Genomic DNA, 23,828 nt, shown 5'->3' on the forward strand with positions numbered 1-23,828 from the left:
TGGCTTTCGGAACTTTGACAACTTTAGAACTAGAATTCTCATCACTTTGAGTATCAAAAAGGAGAGGACCAATTTTGTCCTCTCCAGATGTTAGCTGACATCAACCCACTACAGTTGACAAAGAGCCCAAATCCGTTGCTTTTTTTGTAGCAAAGGGACTATTGTCCCAGACTCCATTCAAATAAATAATCAGCATTCTTTTAGTCTGCTTTTTCTACTTTCAGCCGATCAACTTTTCTCGGTATTTTCTTGGGCACCCGCTTGACTCTAGTCTCCGCTAGGTATTCTCCAAATTTGACCAGAAAATGATAGCTAGTAGATGTCCAACTTGTCTCTGTCCTTGACAGTGATCGGATTAGCTACCTTAGGAGCCATTATTCGTCGAGCTAGTACATCCAGTAGAAGGCCCTTGACTTCGCCCATTAATGGAAGTAGTAAATCATCTTTTTCTTCGTCCCTGCCAGTCTTCTAGTGCAATGCGGATGCTGATTTAGCACTCTTCTACATAGAATCATTAGCCAAAAGGGTTGACAAAAAATGGTTCGGATAAAATGACGAACAAACATAGGCACGCCTTTTTTGGTCAATATTCTCTGGAGCTGTCCCATATTCTTATAAGCTGAACAAACCCTTTAAATACTTGATTCTTGCTCAAGTATCCAGTCGAATCAGTTCTGTTAGTCCCTGATCTCGGTAAAGCAGATCATTTCTGACTGAAAATCCCAGTCCCTGCCAAAAACGGTTGCCCAGTTCATTTCTTTCAAAAACGACCAGCGATACTTTATGGATACCAAGCTTTTTCACTGCTGACAAGGCCTGTTCAACCAGAGCCTTGCCCACTCCTTTTCTACGAAAGGCTGGATGGACAGCTGTATGATAAATGTAAGCCCGACGTCCGTCTGTTCCAACTAGAATAGCACCGATAAAGCTCTCCCCTTCCAAGGCAACCAGACAGGTCTCAGGATTACGCTTCAAAAAGCGAGCAATCCCTTCTTCAGAGTCATCTAGATTATTGAGACCCATACCAGCGCAAGAGACCCACAGCTGGTAAACAGAGGCATAATCCTTTTCTGTCATCACACGAATTTCCATTGTAAGAGTCCTACCCTAGGCCACTTCAAAATTGAGCTGGCCAGTCTTGACTCCAACCTTAAGCGTTTGACCCGCCGCCAAATCTCCAGTCAGGAGCAGCTCAGACAGCTTGTCCTCCACCTGCGTCTGCAGGGTGCGGCGCAGTGGTCGCGCTCCCATTTCCGGATCATAGCCTTCTTGAGCCAGTAGTTTCAGGGCATTAGCTTGGAATTTAAGCACGATGCCTTGCTCTGCCAGACTCCTAATTAACGGTTGCACCATAATTTTGACCACTTCCTGCATATCCTCAGCAGACAGACTGTGGAAGACCACTTTTTCGTCAATCCGATTGATAAATTCAGGCCGATAGGTCTTTTTCAATTCTTCCAGAATGCGTTTTTCCATATTGGCCTGATCAAAGCGGATATCACGCGCCCCAAAACCAACTGTCTTATCATCCCGCAGGGCCGTTGCCCCCAGATTGCTGGTCATGATAATAATGGTATTGGAGAAGTCCACTTTACGCCCTTTGCTGTCGGTCAGCTGGCCATCATCCAAAACCTGCAAGAGGACATTGAAAATATCTGGATGGGCTTTTTCTACCTCGTCAAAGAGGAGGACAGAATATGGGCGGTTTCGGACTTTCTCTGTCAACTCGCCCCCTTCCTCATAACCTACATAGCCCGGAGGCGCTCCATTGAGGCGACTGGCTGCAAATTTCTCCATATACTCGCTCATGTCAAAGCGAATCAGGGCTGATTCATCATCAAAGAGAACTTCAGCCAAAGCCTTGGCCAGTTCCGTCTTTCCGACACCCGTTGGCCCTAGGAACATAAAGGAACCAATTGGGCGTTTGCCAGTGCGGATGCCCGACTGATTGCGACGAATAGCTCGGCTGACAGCCGAAACGGCCTCATCCTGTCCGATAACTCGCTTGTGCAGTTCTTTTTCCAAATTGAGATATTTTTTAGCATCTGTCTGAGTTAATTTCTGCACAGGAATACCAGACAAGCGGCTAAGTGTTTCTAAGATATCTCCTTCTTCCACCTTTAATTTGTAAATAGCTGGCTCCTGCTCTTTTGCCAGTAGCTGGCTGACTTTTTTCAGCTTTCCAGCCATCAAAGCCTGATCCACAGCCGTCAGATCGGACTGCTCATAATTCTGTGGGCCCTTATTCTGCACAGTTGCACTGGCCTCGTCCAAAAGATCAATGGCAGAATCTGGCAGATGCTTGCTGGTCAGATAACGATGAGCATACTTGACTGCTGTTTCAATCGCTTGATCGCTGATGACAACCTTGTGATGCTCTTCGTAGCTCTTTCTCAAGCCCTGCAAAATAACAATGCTGTCGGCTACAGTAGGCTCTTCAATAGTGACCTTGGCAAAACGCCGAGATAAGGCTGCGTCTTTTTCGATATGTTTCTGATACTCTTCCTGCGTCGTAGCTCCAACTGTCCGCAAGGTTCCACGAGCCAAGGCTGGTTTCAGGATATTGGCCGCATCCAAGGTCGAATCAATCCCACTGCCAGACCCCATGATAGTATGCAGCTCATCGATAAAGAGAATGACATGACCGTCTTCTTCGATATCATTGATGATGTTGTTCATCCGCTCCTCAAAGTCCCCGCGAAAACGAGTTCCAGCAACGACATTCATCAAGTCTAGTTCCAAGACGCGCATCTTAGCAAGTTCTGCCGGAACTTGACCAGTTGCCACGCGTTGAGCCAAACCCAAAGCCAGAGCCGTCTTACCGACCCCCGCGTCACCGACTAGAACGGGATTATTCTTGGTCTTGCGACTGAGAATCTGAATCATCCGAGAAATTTCCTCATCCCGTCCGATGACTGGTTCCAAGCGACCAGTCCGAGCCAGTTCTGTCAAATCCCGAGTATAGTCTTCCAGACCACCGCTAGTTGAAGGAGGCATGCCCATCATATTCGCCATGGTTTGCTTAACCGCCATCATCCCCTTATTCAGACTGCGGATAGCCTTGATTTCTTCCTTGCCCCAGCCAGCACGTTGTTCTAAAAGCTTGCGAAGACTGCTGATTTTCGGACCATTGTCCTTATCATCATAGCTAAAACCAGTAGATTCTAGGACTCTAGCTGCCAAGGTCCCCTGATCAAACAGAATAGCTAACAAAACATGCTCGGTTCCTAGACTTTTAGCGTGAACAGCCTCGGCAATCTGAGTAGCTTGGGCAAATAGTTCTTCCATTCTGTGAGAAAATGGCAAAAGATCAAAACGCCCATTTTCCTGATACTTCTGCCCAGTAATCTGCAAAGCAGCTTCTTCAAAATCATCAATCTCCATCGGAAATTCGTTTAAAACGGAACCTGCTACACTGTAAGGATTGTTGGCTAAGGCAATCAGCAAATGCCAAGACTCCAAATAATCCGTATCAAAATGGCCCGCTAAAATCTGAGCCGCCTCCAAACTTTCAATTAAGGCTTTTGAATATTTCATCTGTGGTTACATTCCCTTTCTGTCTAATTGCTGTAAAATTTTCTTCAACATGCGGGCTCGTATGGCTGGCGCATCATTCCCCAACACCAGATCCGAAGCAGTCGCAAGAAGAAGATTTCCCTCACGTTCCGTCATTATCTTCTCATCGAATAACAGCTGGATCACATCTGTAAAAATTTGCTGGCTGATTCGCTCTCCCACATTGTCAAATAAATCGCAGAACATTTGATGCCGATCTGAAAACTCTATCTTACCAATCCGGATATAACCGCCACCACCGCGCTTGCTTTCCACAATGTAACCGCGACTTTCTGTAAAGCGAGTCTTGATAACATAGTTAATTTGACTGGGAACCACCTGAAAAACATCAGCTAGTTCACTTCGCTTCAGCTCGACAATACCAGCCTGAGCCAGAATGGACTTGATATATTCTTCAATACTGTCTGATGTGTTTTTTGCGCTCATAGCTTGCCTTTCTAGTTTCCTCAGTCGATAAAACAGCTCATCTCAAAACCAAATGTCTAACATTGACTATCTTTGACTTTTATTATACCGAAAATGTTCGGATTTTAAAAGGAAAAGGGCTGAATGAACGTCTAAAAACATTTGATGATTCAAATTAGTAAAAAACGCAAAAATGAGCAAAAGAATGGGACTTTCTGAGTTTGTCTAACCTCCTTACAGATAAAGAAAACACAGCTTTTGCCTGTTCTTCATTACTGACTTGGTTAGCCTTATCAGCCATATTTGTTGAGCAATGCAGTCAAATAAGCAAAAAGAAAAAACTCAAAAAGATTTTTAAAATCTCTTTGAGAATTTTTAATCTATGCTTGCCAATGTTTAGCAGAGTCAAAAGCCGCTCCGACCGTTTCACTATCAGCCAATTCAATGATGCCACGTTTTTGCGGCGCATTTGACAGCTGAAGCTCGCGCGGACTGCACATCATACCGAAACTCTTTTCGCCCCGAAGTTCACCTGGAAAAATGAGATTGCCCTTCGGCATCATAGCACCAGGCAAGGCCACGATCGTCTTGAGGCCGACACGAGCATTCGGAGCACCAGCCACGATTTGAACTGTCTTGTCAGCTGCTACCTGCACCTGACAAATATTAAGGTGGGCACTGTCAGGATGGGCCACCATTTCAAGGATTTCCCCAACAACAAATTTCGGCTCATGGTCATCAATCAGCTCAGCCGCAAAACCTGCTTCAGTCAACTCTTGGTTGATAACCGCGACTTGTTCGTCCGTCAGATAAACTTGGCCACAGCCTTCAATATTCATCCGATTAGACACCTGAAAAATATTCCAAGCCACTGTTTGACCGTTATCCTCCCGATAAATACGCGCGACATTTCCTTTGCGCTCAGCGGTCAGTTTGGCTCCCTGATTATCGGCAGCAATAATCATGAGGACATCTCCGACATGCTCTTTGTTGTATGTAAAAATCATCTATTCCTCCAAAATACTTTTAAAAACTTCTTATAAATTTGCTAAAAAATCATTTATTTGGGATTTCGTCTTGCGGTCGCGATTGACATACCGACCAATTTCTTGCCCATTTTCCAAAACGATTAGACTCGGAATCCCGTAAACATCCCATTCTTTGGCCACAGCCATATACTGATCCCGATCCACCTCAACAAAAGTAAACTCAGGATTTTCAGCTTCAATTTCCGCCAGGAAAGGCTTGATAAAGCGGCAGTCTCCGCACCAGTCAGCCGTAAAAAAGAAGACAGTCTTTCCCCTATGCTCTACATAAGAAGCCAGTTCCTCTATATTTTGGGGAATAATCATCACTCTTCCTCGTAAGTTAGCTGCCCATTCTCATAGACGAAGGTAAAATGGCGGTCATCTTCTAGAACAACTCCTCCGACCATACGACTGTCGGTTGACTCATAAAGCTCCACATAGACTGTTGCGATTGGTCCACGGCTAGAAAAAAAGTCCCGTACAGTCCGAACAATTTCTTCTCTATTGCGTAATCTTTTCTGCTCCTGCACGACCTTAGCAGCTCCAAAAGCCAAGGCGCTAGCTCCCAAAAGGGCGGTTGTGGTTAAAATAATTTTTTTAGCTTTCATGTAGAATATTTTAACACAAAAGAGCAGAGGCGACAAACAATATTATAGATTTCTCATCTTCTTTTAATCCGACCTGTTATTCCCTTTGAAAAAGTGATAAAATAGGGAACAGAAAGAAGGTAAGTTTATGACAGCACTATTTTCAAAAATCAAGGAAGTAACGGAGCTTTCTGCTATTTCTGGGCACGAAGGACCTATTCGCAACTATCTGCGGGAAAAAATCACTCCTCACGTTGATGAGGTTGTTACCGACGGTCTAGGCGGCATCTTCGGGGTGCGCCATGCAGAAGCTGAGAATGCTCCCCGCCTTCTGGTTGCGGCTCACATGGACGAGGTTGGCTTTATGGTCAGCGAGATTAAGCCGGACGGAACCTTCCGCGTAGTGGAAATCGGCGGCTGGAACCCCCTGGTCGTTAGCAGCCAACGATTCAAACTCTTTACCCGTGAAGGTCGGGAAATCCCTCTTATCTCAGGCTCTGTCCCTCCTCATCTGACGCGTGGTGCTGGCGGACCTGTCATGCCACAGATTGGCGATATTGTCTTTGACGGCGGCTTTGCGGACAAGGCAGAAGCCGAAAGCTATGGTATCCGTCCGGGAGACACCATCGTGCCAGACAGCTCTGCTATTCTCACAGCTAACGGAAAAAATATCATCTCTAAAGCCTGGGACAACCGCTATGGTGTCCTTATGGTCAGCGAATTGGCTCAAGCCTTGTCTGGACAAGAACTAGGTAACCAACTCTATGTCGGCGCCAATGTTCAAGAAGAGGTTGGCCTGCGTGGTGCCCATGCTTCAACAACAAAATTTGCCCCTGAGGTCTTTCTCGCTGTGGATTGCTCCCCAGCAGGCGACATCTATGGCGGTCAAGGAGCTATTGGCGACGGAACGCTGATTCGCTTCTTTGACCCTGGTCATCTCATGCTACCAGCCATGAAGGACTTCCTCCTGACAACCGCAGAGGAAGCTGGTATCAAATATCAATACTACTGCGGCAAAGGTGGAACCGATGCTGGCGCTGCACATCTCCAAAGCGGTGGTGTGCCGTCTACTACGATCGGTGTCTGCGCCCGCTATATCCATTCCCACCAAACTCTCTATGCCATGGACGATTTCCTGCAAGCCCAAGCCTTCCTGCAAGCGCTGGTCAAAAAGCTGGATCGCTCAACCGTGGACACAATTACCAAGTATTAAAGATTGATCACCCATTCGGGTGATTTTTCTATAAACTGAAGATCATCTTTGCAAGTTTTCTACCTTCAAAACCCAAAAATCTCTCATCTTTTGTTATAATTTTTAGCGGAGGTAAAAACAAACATGGAAAAAATTGCTTTTGATTCTGAGAAATACTTAAACCTGCAGCGCGACCATATCTTGGAGCGCATTAATCAATTTGAGGGCAAATTGTACATGGAATTCGGTGGTAAAATGCTGGAAGACTTCCATGCTGCCCGCGTCCTGCCAGGCTATGAGCCGGACAATAAAATCAGGCTGCTCAAAGAGCTCAAGGACCAAGTGGAGATTGTCATTGCTATCAATGCCAATAATATTGAGCACTCGAAAGCCCGTGGTGACTTGGGCATTTCCTATGATCAGGAAGTTCTGCGCCTCATTGATACCTTTAATGAGCTGGATATTTATGTAGGCTCAGTGGTCATCACCCAGTATGCCGGCCAGCCAGCAGCCGACCTCTTCCGCAGTCAGCTAGAAAGGAACGGAGTTGACTCCTACATCCACTACCCAATCAAAGGCTACCCGACTGATATAGACCATATCATCTCGCCTGAGGGTATGGGCAAGAATGACTATATCAAGACCAGTCGTAATCTAGTCGTAGTGACCGCACCTGGTCCTGGTTCTGGTAAATTGGCTACTTGCTTGTCCAACATGTACCACGACCAAATCAATGGCATCAAGTCAGGCTATGCCAAGTTTGAAACCTTCCCAGTTTGGAATCTGCCCCTGCATCATCCAGTCAACTTAGCATACGAAGCTGCTACAGCCGACCTCGACGACGTCAACATGATTGACCCTTTCCACCTGCAAACTTATGGCAAGACCACCGTCAACTACAACCGTGATATTGAGATTTTCCCAGTCCTCAAGCGCATGCTAGAGCGCATTCTAGGCAAATCTCCTTACGCTTCTCCAACCGACATGGGCGTCAATATGCTCGGCTTTGCCATTGTAGACAATGACGCTGCTATCGAGGCTTCCCAGCAGGAAATCATCCGCCGCTACTACCAGACTATTCTGGACTTCAAGGCGGAGCGGGTCTCTGAATCTGCTATCAAGAAAATCCAACTCTTGATGAATGACCTCAGCATTCGACCCGAAGACCGCAAGGTGACCGTTGCTGCGCGGGCCAAGGCTGAAAGCACTGGCGACCCCGCTCTGGCTTTAGAATTGCCAAACGGTGAAATCGTAACCGGTAAGACCTCTGAGCTCTTTGGCCCTACAGCTGCTGTCTTGATTAATGCCATTAAGAAATTAGCCAACATTGCCAAAGAAACCAAGCTGATTGAACCCGAGTATGTCAAGCCAATCCAAGGTCTGAAAATCAATCATCTAGGTAGCCGCAATCCTCGCCTCCACTCCAACGAAATCTTGATGGCTCTGGCTATCACAGCCATGGAAAATCAAGATGCCGCACACGCTATGCAGCAGTTGGGCAACCTCAAGGGCAGCGAAGCTCATTCGACCGTGATGCTGACGGATGAAGACAAGAATGTCCTGCGCAAACTGGGCATCCATATCACCATGGATCCAGTTTATCAGTATGACCGTCTCTATAGAAAATAAGAATAGGTACTCGCCAAACAGGTGCCCCGCACAAGAATCATCAATCCTATGAAAACCAGCGCCTCAAAACGCTGGTTTTTTTACTGCATTTAACTGGTAATCACTCCATTTATATGTTAAGTGCTTCTATGCTTTTAGTGACGAAAGCACCTCCTAAAGCATTGCGGTCTATCATCTGAAAACAAAAGCAGTCTACATAATCGGAGAAAAAACAAAAACTACAGAATGATTGTCAAATCTTGATCTCTTTCAAGTTTTACATTCTTCTGTAGTTTTATGTATACTATTTTAAAAAATTATTTTTATAGATTACATCATGCCGCCCATCATGCTTGGATCCATAGCTGGTGCTGCTGGCGCAGGTTCTGGTTTATTGGCCACAACAGCTTCCGTTGTCAAAATCAAGCTAGCAACTGAAGCGGCATTTTGCAGGGCTGAGCGCGTCACCTTAACTGGGTCAATAATCCCAGCTTCAATCATGTTGACCCATTCGCCAGTCGCTGCATTAAAGCCTGTACCTGCTTCAGAGTTTTTCAGGCGGTCAATGACGATTGAGCCTTCGAATCCTGCATTCAGAGCGATTTGACGGACAGGTTCTTCCAAAGCGCGGAGGACGATGTTACGGCCAGTCGCTTCATCACCTGTTAATTCAAGGGCAGCTACTGCACCCAATACGCTGACAAAGGCTGTACCACCACCGGAGACGATTCCTTCTTCCACTGCGGCACGGGTTGCATTAAGGGCATCTTCAATGCGGAGTTTCATTTCTTTGAGTTCGGTTTCGGTTGCAGCTCCGACCTTAATCACCGCAACACCACCGGACAATTTAGCCAGACGTTCTTGCAGTTTTTCCTTATCAAATTCAGAAGTTGTGCTTTCGATTTGTGATTTGATAACCACCACACGATTGGCAATGGCTTCAGGATTGCCAGATCCTTCCACAATCACGGTGCTGTCCTTGTCAACAGTGACTTTGGAAGCTTGTCCAAGTGCTTCAATGGTCGCATCTTTGAGCTCCAGACCAAGGTCTTCTGTAATCACTGTACCGCCTGTCAAGATGGCAATGTCTTCTAGCATAGCCTTGCGACGGTCACCGAAGCCTGGTGCTTTAACAGCCACTACATTGAAGGTACCACGAATCTTGTTAAGAACCAATGTTGGCAAAGCTTCACCATCCACATCATCTGCAATAATCAAGAGCGGACGGTTGGTTTTCAAAATACTTTCCAACAATGGCAGAATTTCTTGAATGTTAGAAATTTTCTTGTCTGTAATCAAGATATAAGGGTTGTCCAGATCAGCCACCATTTTTTCACTATCCGTCACCATGTATTGAGACAGGTAGCCACGGTCAAACTGCATTCCTTCTACAACATCCAGCTCTGTTTCCATACCTTTGGACTCTTCGATGGTGATAACGCCATCGTTGCCAACTTTTTCCATAGCTTCAGAGATGTACTCGCCGACTTTCTCGCTACGAGAAGAAACGGCAGCAACCTGAGCAATCGCTTCTTTGTTAGAAACCGGAATCGCCGTTTCTTTCAGAGCGCTGACAGCAGTCGCAACTGCTGCTTCAATCCCGCGGCGGATACCAATTGGGTTGGCACCAGCAGTTACGTTTTTGATGCCTTCGCGAACAATAGCTTGGGTAAGAACAGTAGCAGTCGTTGTTCCGTCTCCAGCAATATCATTGGTTTTTGAAGCCACTTCTGATACCAACTTAGCACCCATATTTTCAAAATGGTCTTCCAATTCGATTTCTTTGGCAATAGTCACACCGTCATTGGTGATGAGGGGGGAACCAAAAGATTTTTCCAAAACAACATTGCGACCTTTAGGACCCAAGGTTACCTTGACAGTATCTGCTAAAATATCCACACCACGAACCATTGCACTGCGTGCATCTGATGAAAATTTAATATCTTTTGCCATTTTTAAACCTCTTTCTTAGATTTTTACTCCACAATTGCAAGAATGCTTGCTTCTCCAACAACCAAGAATTTCTCATCCTGATCTTTGACTTCAATGCCAGCATGGCTTTCAACTAAAACCTTATCACCTGGCTTGACACTCGGTGCAATCAGCTCTCCGTTTAGCGTACGGATGCCTTGGCCGACTGCGATGACTTTCGCTTCTTTTGTCGCGTCCTGCCCTGCACCAGCAATGACAAAGCCACCAACTTTCTGTTCTTTTTCTTCTACTTTTAAGACCACACGGTCACCTAACGGTTTTAACATGGTTTTCCTCCAAAGATTGAATTTTAGCACTCTATATATATGAGTGCTAATCTATAGTTAATATTGTATCACTTGGTCAGAAATAGTCAAGAAAAAAACTTTGCCAAATGACAAAGTTTTTGGGGGGGAAAGTTAAATTGAAACCTTATTGAGCTAACCTCAGCTTCTCTTCAAAATCATCAATGACCTTTTGTAAATTCAGTCTACCCTTGTAGATGCCATAGCCAAAAACTAGCATGGCAAGGATTCCCAAAATAGCCAAGACGACTCCTACGATGAAAAGAAGCAGATTGGTTCGATGAAAGAGATAGATCAGGACAAAACCGATACTGGCAATGGTAAAGAAGAGACTAAACCAGCGTCCGAGATTTTCAATCATATGCTTTTGGTATCGAATTTCTGTTTCATAGCCTTGAATCAATTCCTGTTCTGTCATGATGTTTCCTCTTTTTTCTCTTAATATTGAAGGCCTGGGTTAAAGAAGCCAGCCAGTACACCAAGGAAGGCAATAACAACAAGAATGAGCATCACTTTGATTGGAGAAAGGTTCTTCTTGGCCATGAGCCACCAGCAAAATACGATAAAGACAGCTGTCAAGAGGCCTGGATAAACACCGTCCAATTTATCTTGCAGGACAAGGTAAGGCTCTTTTTCACCCGGATTGGTCAATTGAAAGGCAGTTTTGATTGGTACCCAAGTTGCTGCAACAGCACCGATAACCATACCACCAACAATCCCAACAGATTTACGGATAGCTTGACCTTGTTCTCCTACTAGAAATTCAACGGCCTTATCTCCCAGTTCATAACCTTTAAAGTAAGCAAAACGCATACCGAAATAAGCCAGCAGGTTCCAAACTAGGATATAGAAGATGGCACCGATCGGTGAGCCTCCATTTGAAAGCCCCATTGAGATCCCCAAAATAACTGGAATCAGGGTCCCAACGACCAGAGAGTCACCGATACCGGCAACCGGCCCCATCAACCCAGCCCGAAGTCCGTTGATGGTTTCGTCATTTACCGCTTCTGCACCATTGGCACGCGCTTCTTCCAGACCAGCTGTGATCCCAACGACCAGAGTACCCAGCTGAGGTTCTGTGTTGAAGAAGGCTGTATAAGTGTGCATAGAGCGTGCTTGCTCTTCTTTCGTATCGTACAATTCTTCCACGATTGGCAGCATAGAGGTCAAGTAGCCAAAAGTCTGCATGTGCTCTTGAGAGAAGCAGGTCAAGTGACCATAGTACCAGTGGTGGAATGATTTGGTCAGTGTTTTTTTAGATATTTTTTTAGTTGCCATCTTAGATATCCTCCTCGTCATCATCGTCAAAATCACCTACTGCCACAGCACTGGCTTTGGCATTTTTCGCCATCTGTACTTCATAGAAGAGCAGAGCAAAGATCAGTGATACAACTGCACTAGACACAAGGTTGAGTCCAAGTGAGGCAGCCAAGGTAAAGCCAACGAAGAATGGGACAAAGTCTGTCACCTTTTCAACGATTTGTTTCAAGAGAATCGCAATACCGACACATGGAAGGAGAGAACCTACTGTAAAGAGGGTTTTCATTGGCAGACCATCCATTGGGAGGGCATCTTTCAAAGCTGTAACGGCATCAGCACCGTAACGGCAAAGAATCAGAGTTGGCAAGAAAGAGAAGAGGAAGTGGGAAACCCATGGCAGATACCAGTCAACTGCATACAATTTTTTATATTCTCCCTGTTCGACTGCTTTCCAGCCCATGTGTTGCCATACCAAGTTCATTGTCGCTGTTCCGTAGAAGAGAACCGTTCCTAGTGTACCAACCAGCACACCCATTGATTTCGCAAAGTCAGCAGCCTGCTGCGCATCTGAAATCCCTTGTGACTTGATCGCAACCATTGCCAAAGGAATACCAATATAAGAAACTGCACGGACATCAGCCGAAACAGTACCGCCAGGCGTTACCAGCGCGATATACACCAACTGCATGGCCACCCCACAAACGATCCCTAGACTAACATCTCCTAAAATCAAACCACAGACGAGCCCTCCGACAAGCGGACGTCCAAGTGTATAGTTACCAATACTTGAGCCACCCATACCCGGCATAGAAGACAAACTAGCAAAGATACCGAGGATTGCGGCTTGCAACCAAGAAATTGTCATAATCTTTCTCCTTTAAGTAAGATTGAGCAGTCGCAGGCACATAGTTCAAACTCCCTCAAACAGACCTTGTTGCCTAGCAAGGCTATAGAAAGCCAAAAACTTTGTCCTGCTTAGTCTCTGCTCCTGTTTAAAAACCAAATTTAGATTTAAAATCGCTCCAGTAACCGATGGAAACGTCTGGAAGCAGCTGGAATTTTACCTTGTAGCCTGCTTTTTCAATCGCTTCAATCGCTTCAGCTTCTTCTTGTGTGATGGATTGATTGTTGCCCAGCTTGACAGCTCCCGGACGGTCATTGGCTGGTCCGACGATGATTTCTTTAACATTGCCTGGCACATAGCCTTGGTCCACCAAGATTTCTTTCATATCAATCGGATTTTTGGTAATCAAGAAATATCGGCTGTCAGATTCAGTTACCTTACCAGATTTTTCTTTGAAGGCTTCCTTAGTCCAAACGAAAGTTTTCTTGTCAGAAGCCCCTTTGTAGGCTTGGATCAAAACTTTGTTGCTTGCCGCTGCATCATTGACTGCAATCAGCCCATCGCAAGGATATTCCTTAGCCCAACGAGTGACAGTTTGACCGTGGATCATGCGGTCGTCAATCCGTACAAATGTTACTACCATTTTGAATCTCCTATCTAATTTAGTAAATGAATAACCCTTTTAAATGTCGTCGTCTTCTTCATCATCGTCTGATGAGACTTCAAACTCCTGCAAGGCTGCCGTCGCTTCTGAAAGAATCGTCTGAGCAAGGTCTTTACCTTCCAGCATATCCTTCATCACAAGCCCAGTGAGCCCCATCGTCAGATTCAGCCCTCCAAGAATGACTGCCGAATCCAATTTGCCTAATTCCGCTAGGACACTAGCCGCTGTTGTCAGAGGACTTCCTCCTACAATATCGGCTAAAACTAAGACAGAATCATCTGCTTCTAAACCTGCCAAGGCTTGACGGAAATCAAGAGCAAAATCATCGACTGATTTTCCCTCTTTCAGACCCACGGCGATGATTTGGTCCGTTTTATCCCCAGCAAACATCTTCAAGGAGCTCTGTACGCCTTCAGCTAGCCCCCCATGACTGACCAGTACAAGATATTTCATGTTTCTTGCCTCCTTATTTTCTTGATTCTATTGTACAAAAAACGAAACCGCTTTCCCATTGTCAAATGTCACTTTGAAAAGATGACAAATGTTAGTTTAGATATGACAAATGTCATATTGGTCTAGGCGACTTAGAAAATAGGTTCTTTATATTTATTAACGGATTACAAGCGAGCACAGGTTAGGCTGAAATCAAAGCTAACCTGCTATAAATAAAAAAAGCAGAAAACTATCTGCTTTCAATTTCTTTTTGAATACTTGGAAGGGCACTGTCAATTTCTTGATTTCCTAAGGCTTCCTTAATCAAATAATCAATCCTTTCCAAGGTCTGGCGATCAACTTCTTGTCCGATATCCATGATGGAGCGCTCCATCATGTGATCCAACCTCTCAGAAGTCAGAGAATCCAAGCCGAAGTCATCCGCCTGCAAGATTTCTCTGGTCTGCTGGCTTTTCACCACAGATGGTAAGACCGATGTCCCTTGCGATTTTTCAAATAATTCCTGCTGGCTTTTTTCATTTTGCGACAGGAGCAACATGAACTCCCAAGCCAGTTTTTCCTGCTTGGTGTTGGAAGACATAGCAAAGAGAGAAGTCTTTACTTGAGTGCCATAAACTTCTGGACTAGCTGTCGGCATGGAAATACAGGTCCAAGAAAAGCTAGAATATTTGGCAACATGGTAAGGGTAAGGTTTGTAGGTTCGATACTGGGCCAGACTCATAGGATAAAAGGCCACCTTCCCCTCGTCAAAATCATTAGAAGTGACTTGATAATGCTGATTGAGAGTCTCTAGTTTACTCATAAAGGACAGAGCCTGGTGCATTTCAGCACTGTCTACATTGATGCCAGATTTAGCCGTGAGATGGCCACCGTAAGCGACCAGAGCCTGCTGCCAGGTATAATCCGTAATGCCGTATTGATCCACTACACCATCTCCATTGGTATCCTTGGTCACTTTCTTGCAAATCTCATAGAAATCCGCCAACGTCCAGCCTGACTCCGGAATGTTGATCCCTTCTTTTTCTAGCAAGTCTTTATTGACGCACATCATGATAGGATTGCTCTCGACTGGAAGAGCATAGCTGACTCTCTGGTATTGCCCAGCCTCATAAGCCACCGGATAAAATACCTCTTTCTGCTCATCCGCTATCAGGGAGTCTAGTGTTTTAAGCGCTCCAGTTGAGGCCAACATAGAGAAATCATTTTCTGGCACCATAAAGAGATCCGGCTGCTCTCCCTCAAGAATCTTCTCTGCTAGCCAATCACCGTAGTCTTTCTTAGGGATACCACTTTCATAAACCACTTTCACATGAGGGTGATTTTTCTCAAATTCTTCTATCAAATCGTCCAGCACTCTATTTTCCCTACTGTTGGGTACATCCCAGCTAGAGCCGGCATAAACACCGATGCGCAGGATTTTTTCCTGACTAGACGACCAGAGAGCAAAGCTTAAAATACCAGAAACAATAATCAAAACAAGAACAATCAAATACCTGAATCGCCACTTCATTTGTCATTTCCCTTGCTAAAATCCCGCTGGGTCACTCCTGTCTGAACCGCCCAAATAGCCAACTGAGTTCGATCACGCAAATTCAGTTTAGACAGAATCCCTGATAGGTAGTTGCGTACTGTTCCTTCCGACAGATAAAGCTTGGCCGCGATCTCCTTATTAGAAATCCCAAAGCCTATCTGCTGGATAATCTTCCACTCCGTCCGGCTCATGTCCTCTACATTTTCCTCCGACACTGTGATAGCAAAGTTGGACTGGGCCATCTGCGAAAAGATTTTGAAGACCTTGGTGGCGATATTAGGATTGATCATGGCCCCGCCACGATAGACCGTCTGAATGGCTTCGTGGAGTTCTTCTGTCGAAACTCCTTTGAGAATATAGCCAGACGCGCCGTATTTTAAGGCAGAGAAAATAAATTCATCGTCGTCAAAGGTTGTCAGGATGATAATCTTAACATCCGGATACTGCTCCTTGACAGCCTTGGTACAGAGCACACCATCCATGACTGGCATGCGGATATCCATCAAAATCACATCCGGACGAAGCCGCTGAAGTTTCTCCAACACTTCTTTTCCATCACTGGCTGTTCCCACCACTTCGATATCTGTATGAGCGGACAGGATGATTTGCAGAGACTCACGAATCAAGGCCTGATCATCTGCAATTAAAACTTTAATCATTCCAACCTCCTATTTTGGGGATTTCAATGTAGGTATAAAAACCTTCACGATTTTCAAAATGAACCTTCCCACCAATAATAGCCAACCGTTCCTGCATTTGTTTCAAACCATAGCCATAGTGTAATTCATCAAAACCCACACCATCATCTCGAATAATCATAATATAATTTTCTTTTTCTAACAACTCAATCCAAATAGTCCTAGCATGGCCATGACGCACCGAATTCGTAATTGACTCTTGAATGATGCGAAAAACAATATCTTCTTTGGCAATGTCTAAATCAATAGTATCCCATTCATAGAGAAAATGAATATCCAAATTGGAAATTGCCTCATACTCTCGGATAATCTTTAGCAAAGCCTCTTTCAGACTATTATTCTCCAGAGTTCCCGGCCGCATTTTATTGAGCGATCCGCGAACATCTCGAATCCCGTCACGAACAACGACTGAAACATTGTTGAGCTGCTCCTTGGCCCGCTCGGTGTCAATGTCCACTAGGACTTTGATGGCATCAATTCCCGCTGAGATGCCCGTCAGGGCATGCCCCAGTGTATCATGAATCTCACGGGCAATTCGTTTTCTTTCTCGGTCTTCAGCAATTTTTTCTGACAAGGCTAGATAGCTGTTCAACTCCCGATTGGCCTGAGAAGCCATGTGGAGCTCCTCCTCAATCCGATGCCGCTCTGTAATTGCCGACATAATATAAAAGAGCAAGGAAATCATAAAGACGACAATATTGAGGGAGAAAAGAAAGTTCTTGCCAAAAAGCAGCAGCAAGCGAGTAGATTCTGGATAGAAACGGATATAGGTATCCAACGAGGGCAGTTTGACAAAGAGTGACAGCAGGTCATAGTTAGACAACAGCAACATACTGAAACTCAAAATAATAAAGGAAAACCAGTATTTTTTGTCCTTGGAGGCATTGAACTCTTTGGAACCATAGAAAATATCTGCAAAGACGAGAAGAATCAGCCCATTGTAAGACGAATGCAGGGCAGTAAAGATGACCAGCATCAGCAAAATTTCAATCATAGTCACCTTATCGTAAACAGATAGCTGATTGGGATGCTTTTCCCGATAGTACATCACCAGCAGCAGGCAGGCATAAAAGATAATAGAAATCAGGAAAGTGAAACTGGGCGATCCTGGAATGGCATCCAAACGCTCCAAAAGCGAGTGACTAAAGCCTTTTGTTACGACATAATTGGTTGCAAAGAGGTAAATCGAAGCATTATAGACAATGGCTATAAAATTGATGACCATTAGAGCTATTTTACTGTAAAAAATGCTTTTTTTTGCTTTCATCACTGCCACCCTGTAATTGGATACTCACCAATATTGTCCTTGTTAATCAAGCGGACTGGTATCAGATACTGGCTGTCACAGGATTTCTTTTCCCGCATCAGCTCAATCACTTCTGCCACCTTTCGTCCCATCTGAATAGGCGACTGGGCCACCGTTCCTTGAATATCATTCGTATTGGCCAAAAAATTCTTAATATCTGGGGAACCGTCAACTCCATAAATATAAATTTTTTCTGCCACTCCTTGTTCCTTGATTGCAGCCAAAGCACCGATTGCAGCGCGGTCATTGAGAGCCATAACGACATTAAATTCTAACCCATTATCCAAGGCACTTTTGACCTGAGGCATGCTTTCTTCGGTCTGCCCCAAAGTTTCCAGCTGAGAAACAATCCGATAGGTTGGATGCCCTTTGATGGTATCCAGAAACCCCTGTACGCGATCCATAGCTGAGATGGCATTCCGGTGTTCCAGCAAAAGAATATCAGCCTCGGAAAGCCGACTCATCATATCTTTAGCAATCAAAACTCCCGCTTGATAGTTATCCGATACGATGGTCGTGTCAACGGCTACTTGCTTATTCATCGGCGCATCTACCACGATAATGCGAATGCCAGCTTTTTTAGCTTCATTCAAAGCCCTGATAATATCTGGGCTGTCGCTCTTTACTGGATTGATAACAATAACATCAACCTTTTCTTTGATAAAATAAGCAATTTGCTGGCTTTGCTTCCCCTCATCCAACTCCGAATCACGAACATAGAGCCGACTCCCCTGCTGATTGGTTTTTTTCTCCAATTCAGCATTCAAGGTTTTATAAAAATCATTGTTCATAGTCATATAGGTCGCCCCGATTTTAATTTGACTGCTATCGGGCATACTAGCCTTAGAATAAATAAAAGTAAGGCAACAGATTACCAGCACAAAAATAGACCAGAGAGCACATTTCTGGCAAGTCTGAATCCTCTTTTTCCCCTTACTTGATCCCATTCCCATCTCCTAGTCACCTATACTTATTAACACTTCACTTACGTTTATTATATTATAATCAAACGAAAAAGCAAAACGTTTCCTGGCCCCTATAATAAATAAAGAGACAGAGGGTTCCTCTATCTCTTTGTATTCTTAAAAGGGTAATTCCTCTTCCTCTAGGACAAGATCTGCTAAATCAGCGCTGCTATTATTTTCACGAAGAGCTCGCTGAGCCCGACTTTCTAGAAGTTGGAAACTTTGACAGAGCACTTCTGTCACATAGTGGTTGCTGCCATTTTTCTCATAACGGCGGGTACGCAATTCCCCATCAATCGAAATCAAACTCCCCTTTGTTGCATAGCTAGCCAGAGTTTCTGCCAATTTCCCCCAAACAACGACATTAACAAAATCGGCTTCCCTTTCACCATTCTGACCTTTATAGCGACGATTAATCGCTACTGTTGCCCGAGCAACTGATTTCTCATTAGCCGTTTTATGCAATTCAGGTGTGGCCGTCAAACGGCCGATAACGATAACTTTGTTGTACATTTTAATTCCTCCTAACTTATTATTCGTAAAAGAAACTAAAAATTATGAAATCAGCAATTTCTTGAGAAATTCGATAGTTGCGCGTTCAGGATTTATCAGGTTTCGTTTTTCAGTTTGAAATAAAACTTCAGCAGGCCATATCAACAAACACTGCTTGGAGTTGGAAATTGAAGATCAAACTAGCGAAATTGCTAACAAAATAGCAGGAAAATTTGACAAAGAGTCCATTTAAAAAACTAGGCTTTGCCTCTTCTAGAAGCAAAGCCTGATTTTATTCGTTTTACAATATAGTATATTTCTCTGTTTTATGACTCATAGCAAGGAAACTTCATCCCTAGCAGCAGAGTTTTATTTTTTATTTGCTGCATATTCTGCATTCCGTTTGATCATTTGCTTTCTGTACCAAGCAAAGATTCCAACATAAGCACCGAGGAAGATAACGGCACCAATGATTGCTTTAATATCACCAGTTGTGGTATTACCGATAGTCCAGCCCAACAGCTTTTCAATCGGTCCTTCCAGTGTAGAGTGAGTGATTAATTGAGATTGACTGACTCCTTCAGGGAAGGCACCTACACCTTTAGCAAGTTCTGTTGCAAATGGCGCAATGAGTGTACCTGAGAGCAGGAAGAGCGGCAACAAGAGACTTCCAAAGACAATCATACGCAAGAGCTTACCACGTGTAACTACCAGAAGAGCAGGCGTCACACCCATTGCAATGATACCAGCCAGTGGCAGGATACCATTTCCTACTTTAGAAAGCAAAACTGCTTCGATCAGCATGATTGGAGCAAGCACGTTAGCGCAGGCCCAGATTTCTGCACGACCAGCGATAAACGGCCAGTCCAAACCGATATTAAATTTACGGCCTTGCAAACGTTTAGTTGCAACGTTTGTAATCCCTTGTGACAACGGCTCTACAGCGGCGATAAACCAAGAACCAATCAAAGAGAAGAGCTCCAAGCAGACACCAGCAGTCAAACCGAGAGACAACCATCCTTTGATGACTAATTGCCAGGTATCGCCATCTTCTACACCTGCTACTGGATGCGGAGTTCCCATGATACCGATGACCACACCGAGAAGGAAACCGATAAAGAATTTAGAACCCCAGAAACCGATTTTCTTGTTCAAGGCTGCAGCATCGAAGTCATATTTGTCCAACCAAGGGAAGAATTTATCAAAAATCTTATCCAAAACCATGATGACAGGGTTCATCATATAGTTCATATGAGTAGATGTCATCGGAGATGAACTTGGTGCATTTAGCAGATCATCAAAGGTAGGCTTCATCAAGTCTGAGTTGATGATTTTCAAAACACCGACCAAGACAACCGCCGCCGTCGCAATCAGCAATGATACAGCCGGACTGACATGATTGTTATCCGCATACCACTTGATAAGCAAGCCAGTGATAGACAAATGCCAAATATCAAAGATATCGACATCCAGAGTGTCTGTTTTCTTCAGCGCCAACATCACAACATTGACAATCAGCATGATGAGCAAGAAGTACAAGGTCCATGGAGAACCCCAAGTAATCGTTGCCAAAGGAGCCCAGCCGACATCCGTGATATTAAGCTGAATCCCTGTGTTTTCAACGAATTTTGCGAGCGAAGCTGAGAAAGCTCCATTAAGCATGCCGATGATAGCTCCGATACCAGTCAAAGCGATGGCCAGCTTAATCCCACCCTCCAGCGCTTTGGAAAATTTCACGCCAAATAAAAGTGCGAGAACTGTCAAGATAATCAACATGACAATTGGGCCACCCATTTTGATAATGGGATCGAAGAACTTATTCGCTATATCAATGATAGCATTCATAAAAAACCTCCCGATTTATTTTTATTTTAATCCTTTAACTTAAGCCATGTTCTTTAATAGCCGCTTCGATATTATCATAGACCGGCGCACTCATAGCTGGAATTCTAAAAAGAATTGGGCCTGCTTCAATCACTGGAATTTCTGGTGTGAATCCTAAATCAGTCGCTGCAATCGGCGTAAAGATATCATAGCCTTGCATCAGGTCTTCGTTAACATCCTTGACCATGACCGCATCACAATGAACATCATAACCGCGGTTTGACAACTCTTCCTCAAGGGCACTTTTGATTTGGTGGCTTGAGTTTACTCCTGCTCCGCAGGCTGCTAAAATTTTAATCATAATAAAATCCTCCGATTTATTTATTTAATGACATTTGAAATATATTGAAACAACTCTTCCTCAGAGTTTAAATGAGCTAAACCAGCTAAATTTCCATCACTAGTGAAGAAATCCATCAGCTGTGCTAAAATATTAGTCTGACTCAAGCTCGAATGGTTGATAATGAAGAACAAGAGCGACACTTCAACGGTCTGTGCAGGAGCAATCATATTATGAAAAGTCACTGGTCGGTCTAGTTTCGCGACCACCACATTTTCAGTTAAGTTGTGCTCAATATCCGTATGAGGAATGGCCACATTTGGCAAATCTTTACCTAAAAACTCCATATCCAATCCTGTCGGAAATGACTTTTCCCTCTCCAGAAGCGCTTCACGATAGGAAGACTTTACGATTTTTCTTTCTTCCAGCAAATCCGCCACTTGATGAAAAAGTTCTTCTTGACTCTCTGCAGTTAGGCAAAAAATCAACTCTTCATCAAACAATTGAGCAAGTTCCATTAGACCACCTCGCCTTGTTTCTTTTTGTTTGTGAATTCATTATATCATTATGATATAATGGTGTCAATGGTTTATTGTGTTATTTTTTATATTATTTGTTTGCATATTCTGTTTGAATTCAGACTTTATTGTTTGGTAACAAAAGATATGTCTATTGGGTGTTGTGATTTAACAAGTAATTTACAACACTTGCTTCAGGTTTCTTATATAAAAAACAAACGTCACAGAATCGTGACGTTTGTTTTCGTAGAGAAACTACTAAAGAGGCTAATCTAAGCCCCTTTACAAAAGGCTGGTATAAGAATTGTACTTCTCTCTAACTTTGGGTGAAAGATTTTCATCCGTTATCACCGCATCTATATTATCCAAGCGGTAAAAAGTATAGAAGGAGTAGCTGTCAAACTTGCTGTTGTCAGCAACGATATATTTTTCAATCGCATTATTGAGAATAATGGCATTCCCATTTCCTTCTTCTTCGTTGGCTGTGGTTACATTGTAGCCATCAATACCATTCACCCCGATAAAGGCTTTGGAAACCTTAATTTCCCGCAAAAGATTATTGGCAAACTGACCGACAAAAGTCTGGGTTTTAACTCGGTATCGCCCGCCGATTAGAATCAAATCAAAATTCGGATTGTCCTTCAACTTCTCAAAAATGGGCAGGGAATTGGTGACAATGCTGATATCTTTACCGTCCAGATAGTCGCCAATAAAGTCTGTAGTCGTCCCAGAACCAATAAAAACAGTATCGCCATTGACAATTAGTCCTGCACATTTTTGGGCAATAGTCTTCTTTTCTTCAATGTTCAGCATGGTTTTTTCCGAGTGAGACACCTCGTTAAGACCATCTCGAACCTTTTTATGTGCCCCACCATGGACTCTAGTCAGCAAGCCCTGCTTTTCCAAATCAATCAAATCGCGCCGAATAGTCATATCCGTGACATGGAGCAATTCTTTCAAGTTCTTTACCGAGACAACGCCTGACTGATCAAGCTCTTGCAAAATAATTCTTTGACGGCTTTCTTTCATAACAATTCTCCTTTAATGACTGTTCCGCATGTAGTTGAGGCTACCAGCTCGCTTGTAGATAAAGAAAACAGCCGAGCTGCTGCTTCTGAAGTTTTCAAACAGTTATCTTTCCCTTATTATACTATATTTTTCCGATATAAACAAAAGAAGGTTGATATTTTTTTATAAAAATTATATCATTTTCTTTTTTGTTTGTTTAGAATTGTCGTTTTTAAACAATTGGCGTAAGAATCAAATCAACCCTTACGACTATGATGCTGCAAATATGAGTCATAAGTGGTAAAGACTTGTTTTCGACTAAACTCAACTATGTCTTAATGACATTTAAACAAAAGATATAAAAAAGGCTCTATAATTTCTGTAGTGGGTAAATCCACCGCAGGGATTATGGAGCCTATTTTGTTGTCTTGAATATACAATATAAGTGCACAATAAAAACTCATAAGATTTTCTAGTAAAATAGAATTGAACCAACTAGTTACGAAAGGAAATCATATGAGCTACCACCATTTTACCATAGATCAGCGCGAAAGTATTCTGATTTACCGTACGCAAGGTCTAAATTTCTCTCAAATCGCAAAATTACTTCACCGTCATCCTTCCAGCATTAGTCGGGAATGGAAACGTCATACGAAAGGTCATATTGAAAACAGAGGGAAAATTTCTATTTCTCATACCATTCATGAAAGACCCGAAGAAGCAAACAAGCGAGATAGGATCGGTGATTGGGAAGCAGATACGGTTGCCGGTCAAATCGGGAAAGCTTGCTTAGTTACTCTAACGGATCGCTATTCTCGTTTTCTTAAAATCAAGAAGGTAGCGGTCAAGAAAAGCAAACTGGTCATAGAGGCTATGGTACAAATGTTGGAGCCCTTGCCGAAAGAAACCGTCACTCCCGATAGAGGAAAAGAATTCACGAATCATCAAGACTTGACTGATCAATTAAAGGTAGAAGTCTATTTCCCAGACCCTCATGCGCCTTGGCAACGAGGAACCAATGAGAATACCAATGGATTATTAAGGGAGTATTTTCCCAAAGGGAGCGACTTAACATTCATTGACGAGCACACCATTCAGCTGTGGGAGGATAAACTAAATAATAGACCACGAAAGTGTCTCAACTGGAAAACTCCTTATGAAGTATTTTATGGTGAAATTGTGCACTTATATTGTATGTTCAAGAGAAAAAAAGTCCCATAAGACCTATAATGAAAAGCAACGAAACCATCATT

At 43.7% G+C, this 23,828-nt stretch carries 25 protein-coding genes and 1 pseudogene; 3 read left to right on the forward strand and 23 right to left on the reverse strand.

The window, feature by feature from the left end; translation table 11 throughout:
* Nucleotides 1–200: 200 nt before the first annotated feature.
* The 7 genes and pseudogenes from FZ952_RS11850 to FZ952_RS10485 all read right to left on the reverse strand — a co-directional run.
* Nucleotides 201–314, reverse strand: a pseudogene (locus tag FZ952_RS11850) (DNA mismatch repair protein MutT); the annotation flags it as partial.
* 337 nt (nt 315–651) lie between these two features.
* Nucleotides 652–1,092, reverse strand: coding sequence for a GNAT family N-acetyltransferase (locus tag FZ952_RS10460; RefSeq protein WP_148881622.1), 441 nt, complete (start codon nt 1,090–1,092; stop codon nt 652–654).
* Nucleotides 1,093–1,107: 15 nt separating this feature from the next.
* A complete protein-coding gene (locus FZ952_RS10465) occupies nt 1,108–3,537 on the reverse strand; it encodes an ATP-dependent Clp protease ATP-binding subunit (protein ID WP_148881623.1) in 2,430 nt (809 codons plus the stop codon).
* 6 nt (nt 3,538–3,543) lie between these two features.
* On the reverse strand, nt 3,544–4,002 hold the full coding sequence (locus FZ952_RS10470) for a CtsR family transcriptional regulator (RefSeq protein WP_037615706.1): 459 nt from the start codon (nt 4,000–4,002) through the stop codon (nt 3,544–3,546).
* A gap of 359 nt (nt 4,003–4,361) precedes the next feature.
* On the reverse strand, nt 4,362–4,988 hold the full coding sequence (ytpR, locus tag FZ952_RS10475; protein ID WP_148881624.1) for a YtpR family tRNA-binding protein: 627 nt from the start codon (nt 4,986–4,988) through the stop codon (nt 4,362–4,364).
* 30 nt (nt 4,989–5,018) lie between these two features.
* Complete coding sequence (locus FZ952_RS10480; protein ID WP_148881625.1) at nt 5,019–5,333, reverse strand: thioredoxin family protein; 315 nt, start codon at nt 5,331–5,333, stop codon at nt 5,019–5,021.
* Nucleotides 5,333–5,617, reverse strand: a complete 285-nt coding sequence (locus FZ952_RS10485) for a DUF4651 domain-containing protein (RefSeq protein ID WP_037615715.1) — start codon at nt 5,615–5,617, stop codon at nt 5,333–5,335. The genes FZ952_RS10480 and FZ952_RS10485 overlap by 1 nt, the downstream gene beginning before the upstream one ends.
* Nucleotides 5,618–5,744: 127 nt before the next feature.
* Between FZ952_RS10485 and pepA the strand changes: the two genes are divergently transcribed.
* Both pepA and FZ952_RS10495 read left to right on the forward strand, forming a co-directional pair.
* Nucleotides 5,745–6,809: a glutamyl aminopeptidase gene (gene pepA / locus FZ952_RS10490; protein ID WP_148881626.1), complete on the forward strand. Its 1,065-nt coding sequence runs from the start codon at nt 5,745–5,747 to the stop codon at nt 6,807–6,809.
* A gap of 123 nt (nt 6,810–6,932) precedes the next feature.
* Nucleotides 6,933–8,417 (forward strand): DUF1846 domain-containing protein, encoded by a 1,485-nt coding sequence (locus FZ952_RS10495; RefSeq protein WP_148881627.1) that lies wholly within the window; start codon nt 6,933–6,935, stop codon nt 8,415–8,417.
* 309 nt (nt 8,418–8,726) lie between these two features.
* Here FZ952_RS10495 and groL read toward each other — a convergent pair whose 3' ends face one another.
* From groL to FZ952_RS10575, 16 genes are all read right to left on the reverse strand, one after another.
* On the reverse strand, nt 8,727–10,349 hold the full coding sequence (gene groL, locus FZ952_RS10500; protein WP_037615723.1) for a chaperonin GroEL: 1,623 nt from the start codon (nt 10,347–10,349) through the stop codon (nt 8,727–8,729).
* A gap of 23 nt (nt 10,350–10,372) precedes the next feature.
* Nucleotides 10,373–10,654 (reverse strand): co-chaperone GroES, encoded by a 282-nt coding sequence (gene groES, locus FZ952_RS10505; protein ID WP_148881628.1) that lies wholly within the window; start codon nt 10,652–10,654, stop codon nt 10,373–10,375.
* Nucleotides 10,655–10,799: 145 nt separating this feature from the next.
* Nucleotides 10,800–11,090, reverse strand: a complete 291-nt coding sequence (locus FZ952_RS10510) for a DUF202 domain-containing protein (RefSeq protein ID WP_148881629.1) — start codon at nt 11,088–11,090, stop codon at nt 10,800–10,802.
* 20 nt (nt 11,091–11,110) lie between these two features.
* Nucleotides 11,111–11,950: a PTS system mannose/fructose/sorbose family transporter subunit IID gene (locus FZ952_RS10515; RefSeq protein WP_037615729.1), complete on the reverse strand. Its 840-nt coding sequence runs from the start codon at nt 11,948–11,950 to the stop codon at nt 11,111–11,113.
* 1 nt (nt 11,951) lies between these two features.
* A complete protein-coding gene (locus tag FZ952_RS10520; RefSeq protein ID WP_062201340.1) occupies nt 11,952–12,797 on the reverse strand; it encodes a PTS mannose/fructose/sorbose/N-acetylgalactosamine transporter subunit IIC in 846 nt (281 codons plus the stop codon).
* A gap of 127 nt (nt 12,798–12,924) precedes the next feature.
* Complete coding sequence (locus tag FZ952_RS10525) at nt 12,925–13,419, reverse strand: PTS system mannose/fructose/N-acetylgalactosamine-transporter subunit IIB (protein WP_005591585.1); 495 nt, start codon at nt 13,417–13,419, stop codon at nt 12,925–12,927.
* 39 nt (nt 13,420–13,458) lie between these two features.
* Nucleotides 13,459–13,893 (reverse strand): PTS sugar transporter subunit IIA, encoded by a 435-nt coding sequence (locus tag FZ952_RS10530; RefSeq protein WP_037615755.1) that lies wholly within the window; start codon nt 13,891–13,893, stop codon nt 13,459–13,461.
* 229 nt (nt 13,894–14,122) lie between these two features.
* Complete coding sequence (locus tag FZ952_RS10535; protein ID WP_148881630.1) at nt 14,123–15,403, reverse strand: ABC transporter substrate-binding protein; 1,281 nt, start codon at nt 15,401–15,403, stop codon at nt 14,123–14,125.
* The gene (locus FZ952_RS10540; protein WP_037615761.1) at nt 15,400–16,083 is read right to left on the reverse strand and encodes a response regulator transcription factor; all 684 of its coding nucleotides are present in this window, start codon (nt 16,081–16,083) and stop codon (nt 15,400–15,402) included. Before FZ952_RS10540 ends, FZ952_RS10535 begins: the two co-directional genes overlap by 4 nt.
* Nucleotides 16,076–17,389 (reverse strand): sensor histidine kinase, encoded by a 1,314-nt coding sequence (locus tag FZ952_RS10545; RefSeq protein WP_148881631.1) that lies wholly within the window; start codon nt 17,387–17,389, stop codon nt 16,076–16,078. The genes FZ952_RS10540 and FZ952_RS10545 overlap by 8 nt, the downstream gene beginning before the upstream one ends.
* Nucleotides 17,389–18,375, reverse strand: a complete 987-nt coding sequence (locus FZ952_RS10550) for a substrate-binding domain-containing protein (protein WP_148881632.1) — start codon at nt 18,373–18,375, stop codon at nt 17,389–17,391. The genes FZ952_RS10545 and FZ952_RS10550 overlap by 1 nt, the downstream gene beginning before the upstream one ends.
* Before the next feature lie 135 nt (nt 18,376–18,510).
* A complete protein-coding gene (locus FZ952_RS10555) occupies nt 18,511–18,906 on the reverse strand; it encodes a single-stranded DNA-binding protein (protein WP_148881633.1) in 396 nt (131 codons plus the stop codon).
* A 348-nt stretch (nt 18,907–19,254) separates the two neighbouring features.
* Nucleotides 19,255–20,730, reverse strand: coding sequence for a PTS galactitol transporter subunit IIC (locus FZ952_RS10560; protein ID WP_037615905.1), 1,476 nt, complete (start codon nt 20,728–20,730; stop codon nt 19,255–19,257).
* Nucleotides 20,731–20,764: 34 nt separating this feature from the next.
* Entirely contained in the window at nt 20,765–21,070 is a 306-nt protein-coding gene (locus tag FZ952_RS10565; protein WP_037615903.1) for a PTS sugar transporter subunit IIB, read from the reverse strand.
* 20 nt (nt 21,071–21,090) lie between these two features.
* Entirely contained in the window at nt 21,091–21,567 is a 477-nt protein-coding gene (locus FZ952_RS10570) for a PTS sugar transporter subunit IIA (protein ID WP_148881634.1), read from the reverse strand.
* A gap of 282 nt (nt 21,568–21,849) precedes the next feature.
* Nucleotides 21,850–22,596 carry a DeoR/GlpR family DNA-binding transcription regulator gene (locus FZ952_RS10575; RefSeq protein WP_037615897.1) on the reverse strand — a complete coding sequence of 249 codons (747 nt, stop codon included), beginning with the start codon at nt 22,594–22,596 and terminating at the stop codon, nt 21,850–21,852.
* Between the two features lie 495 nt (nt 22,597–23,091).
* On the opposite strand from FZ952_RS10575, the gene FZ952_RS10580 reads away from it, so the two are divergent.
* The gene (locus FZ952_RS10580; RefSeq protein ID WP_148881635.1) at nt 23,092–23,796 is read left to right on the forward strand and encodes an IS30 family transposase; all 705 of its coding nucleotides are present in this window, start codon (nt 23,092–23,094) and stop codon (nt 23,794–23,796) included.
* The last annotated feature ends 32 nt before the right edge of the window (nt 23,797–23,828 follow it).

Origin of the sequence: Streptococcus sp. Marseille-P7376 (assembly GCF_902460385.1) — a bacterium.
Lineage (GTDB): Bacteria > Bacillota > Bacilli > Lactobacillales > Streptococcaceae > Streptococcus > Streptococcus sinensis.

Excerpts from the sequence above, each read along its gene's own strand:
- FZ952_RS10555 (WP_148881633.1), bottom strand. The coding sequence starts at position 18,906 with ATGTACAACAAAGTTATCGTTATCGGCCGTTTGACGGCCACACCTGAA.
- groES (WP_148881628.1), bottom strand. The coding sequence starts at position 10,654 with ATGTTAAAACCGTTAGGTGACCGTGTGGTCTTAAAAGTAGAAGAAAAA.
- FZ952_RS10485 (WP_037615715.1), bottom strand. The coding sequence starts at position 5,617 with ATGAAAGCTAAAAAAATTATTTTAACCACAACCGCCCTTTTGGGAGCT.
- FZ952_RS10560 (WP_037615905.1), bottom strand. The coding sequence starts at position 20,730 with ATGAATGCTATCATTGATATAGCGAATAAGTTCTTCGATCCCATTATC.
- groL (WP_037615723.1), bottom strand. The coding sequence starts at position 10,349 with ATGGCAAAAGATATTAAATTTTCATCAGATGCACGCAGTGCAATGGTT.
- FZ952_RS10550 (WP_148881632.1), bottom strand. The coding sequence starts at position 18,375 with ATGGGATCAAGTAAGGGGAAAAAGAGGATTCAGACTTGCCAGAAATGT.
- FZ952_RS10495 (WP_148881627.1), top strand. The coding sequence starts at position 6,933 with ATGGAAAAAATTGCTTTTGATTCTGAGAAATACTTAAACCTGCAGCGC.
- FZ952_RS10520 (WP_062201340.1), bottom strand. The coding sequence starts at position 12,797 with ATGACAATTTCTTGGTTGCAAGCCGCAATCCTCGGTATCTTTGCTAGT.
- FZ952_RS10535 (WP_148881630.1), bottom strand. The coding sequence starts at position 15,403 with ATGAAGTGGCGATTCAGGTATTTGATTGTTCTTGTTTTGATTATTGTT.
- FZ952_RS10540 (WP_037615761.1), bottom strand. The coding sequence starts at position 16,083 with ATGATTAAAGTTTTAATTGCAGATGATCAGGCCTTGATTCGTGAGTCT.
- FZ952_RS10480 (WP_148881625.1), bottom strand. The coding sequence starts at position 5,333 with ATGATTATTCCCCAAAATATAGAGGAACTGGCTTCTTATGTAGAGCAT.
- FZ952_RS10565 (WP_037615903.1), bottom strand. The coding sequence starts at position 21,070 with ATGATTAAAATTTTAGCAGCCTGCGGAGCAGGAGTAAACTCAAGCCAC.
- FZ952_RS10580 (WP_148881635.1), top strand. The coding sequence starts at position 23,092 with ATGAGCTACCACCATTTTACCATAGATCAGCGCGAAAGTATTCTGATT.
- FZ952_RS10525 (WP_005591585.1), bottom strand. The coding sequence starts at position 13,419 with ATGGTAGTAACATTTGTACGGATTGACGACCGCATGATCCACGGTCAA.
- FZ952_RS10575 (WP_037615897.1), bottom strand. The coding sequence starts at position 22,596 with ATGAAAGAAAGCCGTCAAAGAATTATTTTGCAAGAGCTTGATCAGTCA.
- ytpR (WP_148881624.1), bottom strand. The coding sequence starts at position 4,988 with ATGATTTTTACATACAACAAAGAGCATGTCGGAGATGTCCTCATGATT.
- FZ952_RS10545 (WP_148881631.1), bottom strand. The coding sequence starts at position 17,389 with ATGAAAGCAAAAAAAAGCATTTTTTACAGTAAAATAGCTCTAATGGTC.
- FZ952_RS10515 (WP_037615729.1), bottom strand. The coding sequence starts at position 11,950 with ATGGCAACTAAAAAAATATCTAAAAAAACACTGACCAAATCATTCCAC.
- FZ952_RS10465 (WP_148881623.1), bottom strand. The coding sequence starts at position 3,537 with ATGAAATATTCAAAAGCCTTAATTGAAAGTTTGGAGGCGGCTCAGATT.
- FZ952_RS10510 (WP_148881629.1), bottom strand. The coding sequence starts at position 11,090 with ATGACAGAACAGGAATTGATTCAAGGCTATGAAACAGAAATTCGATAC.
- FZ952_RS10530 (WP_037615755.1), bottom strand. The coding sequence starts at position 13,893 with ATGAAATATCTTGTACTGGTCAGTCATGGGGGGCTAGCTGAAGGCGTA.
- FZ952_RS10570 (WP_148881634.1), bottom strand. The coding sequence starts at position 21,567 with ATGGAACTTGCTCAATTGTTTGATGAAGAGTTGATTTTTTGCCTAACT.
- FZ952_RS10470 (WP_037615706.1), bottom strand. The coding sequence starts at position 4,002 with ATGAGCGCAAAAAACACATCAGACAGTATTGAAGAATATATCAAGTCC.
- pepA (WP_148881626.1), top strand. The coding sequence starts at position 5,745 with ATGACAGCACTATTTTCAAAAATCAAGGAAGTAACGGAGCTTTCTGCT.
- FZ952_RS10460 (WP_148881622.1), bottom strand. The coding sequence starts at position 1,092 with ATGGAAATTCGTGTGATGACAGAAAAGGATTATGCCTCTGTTTACCAG.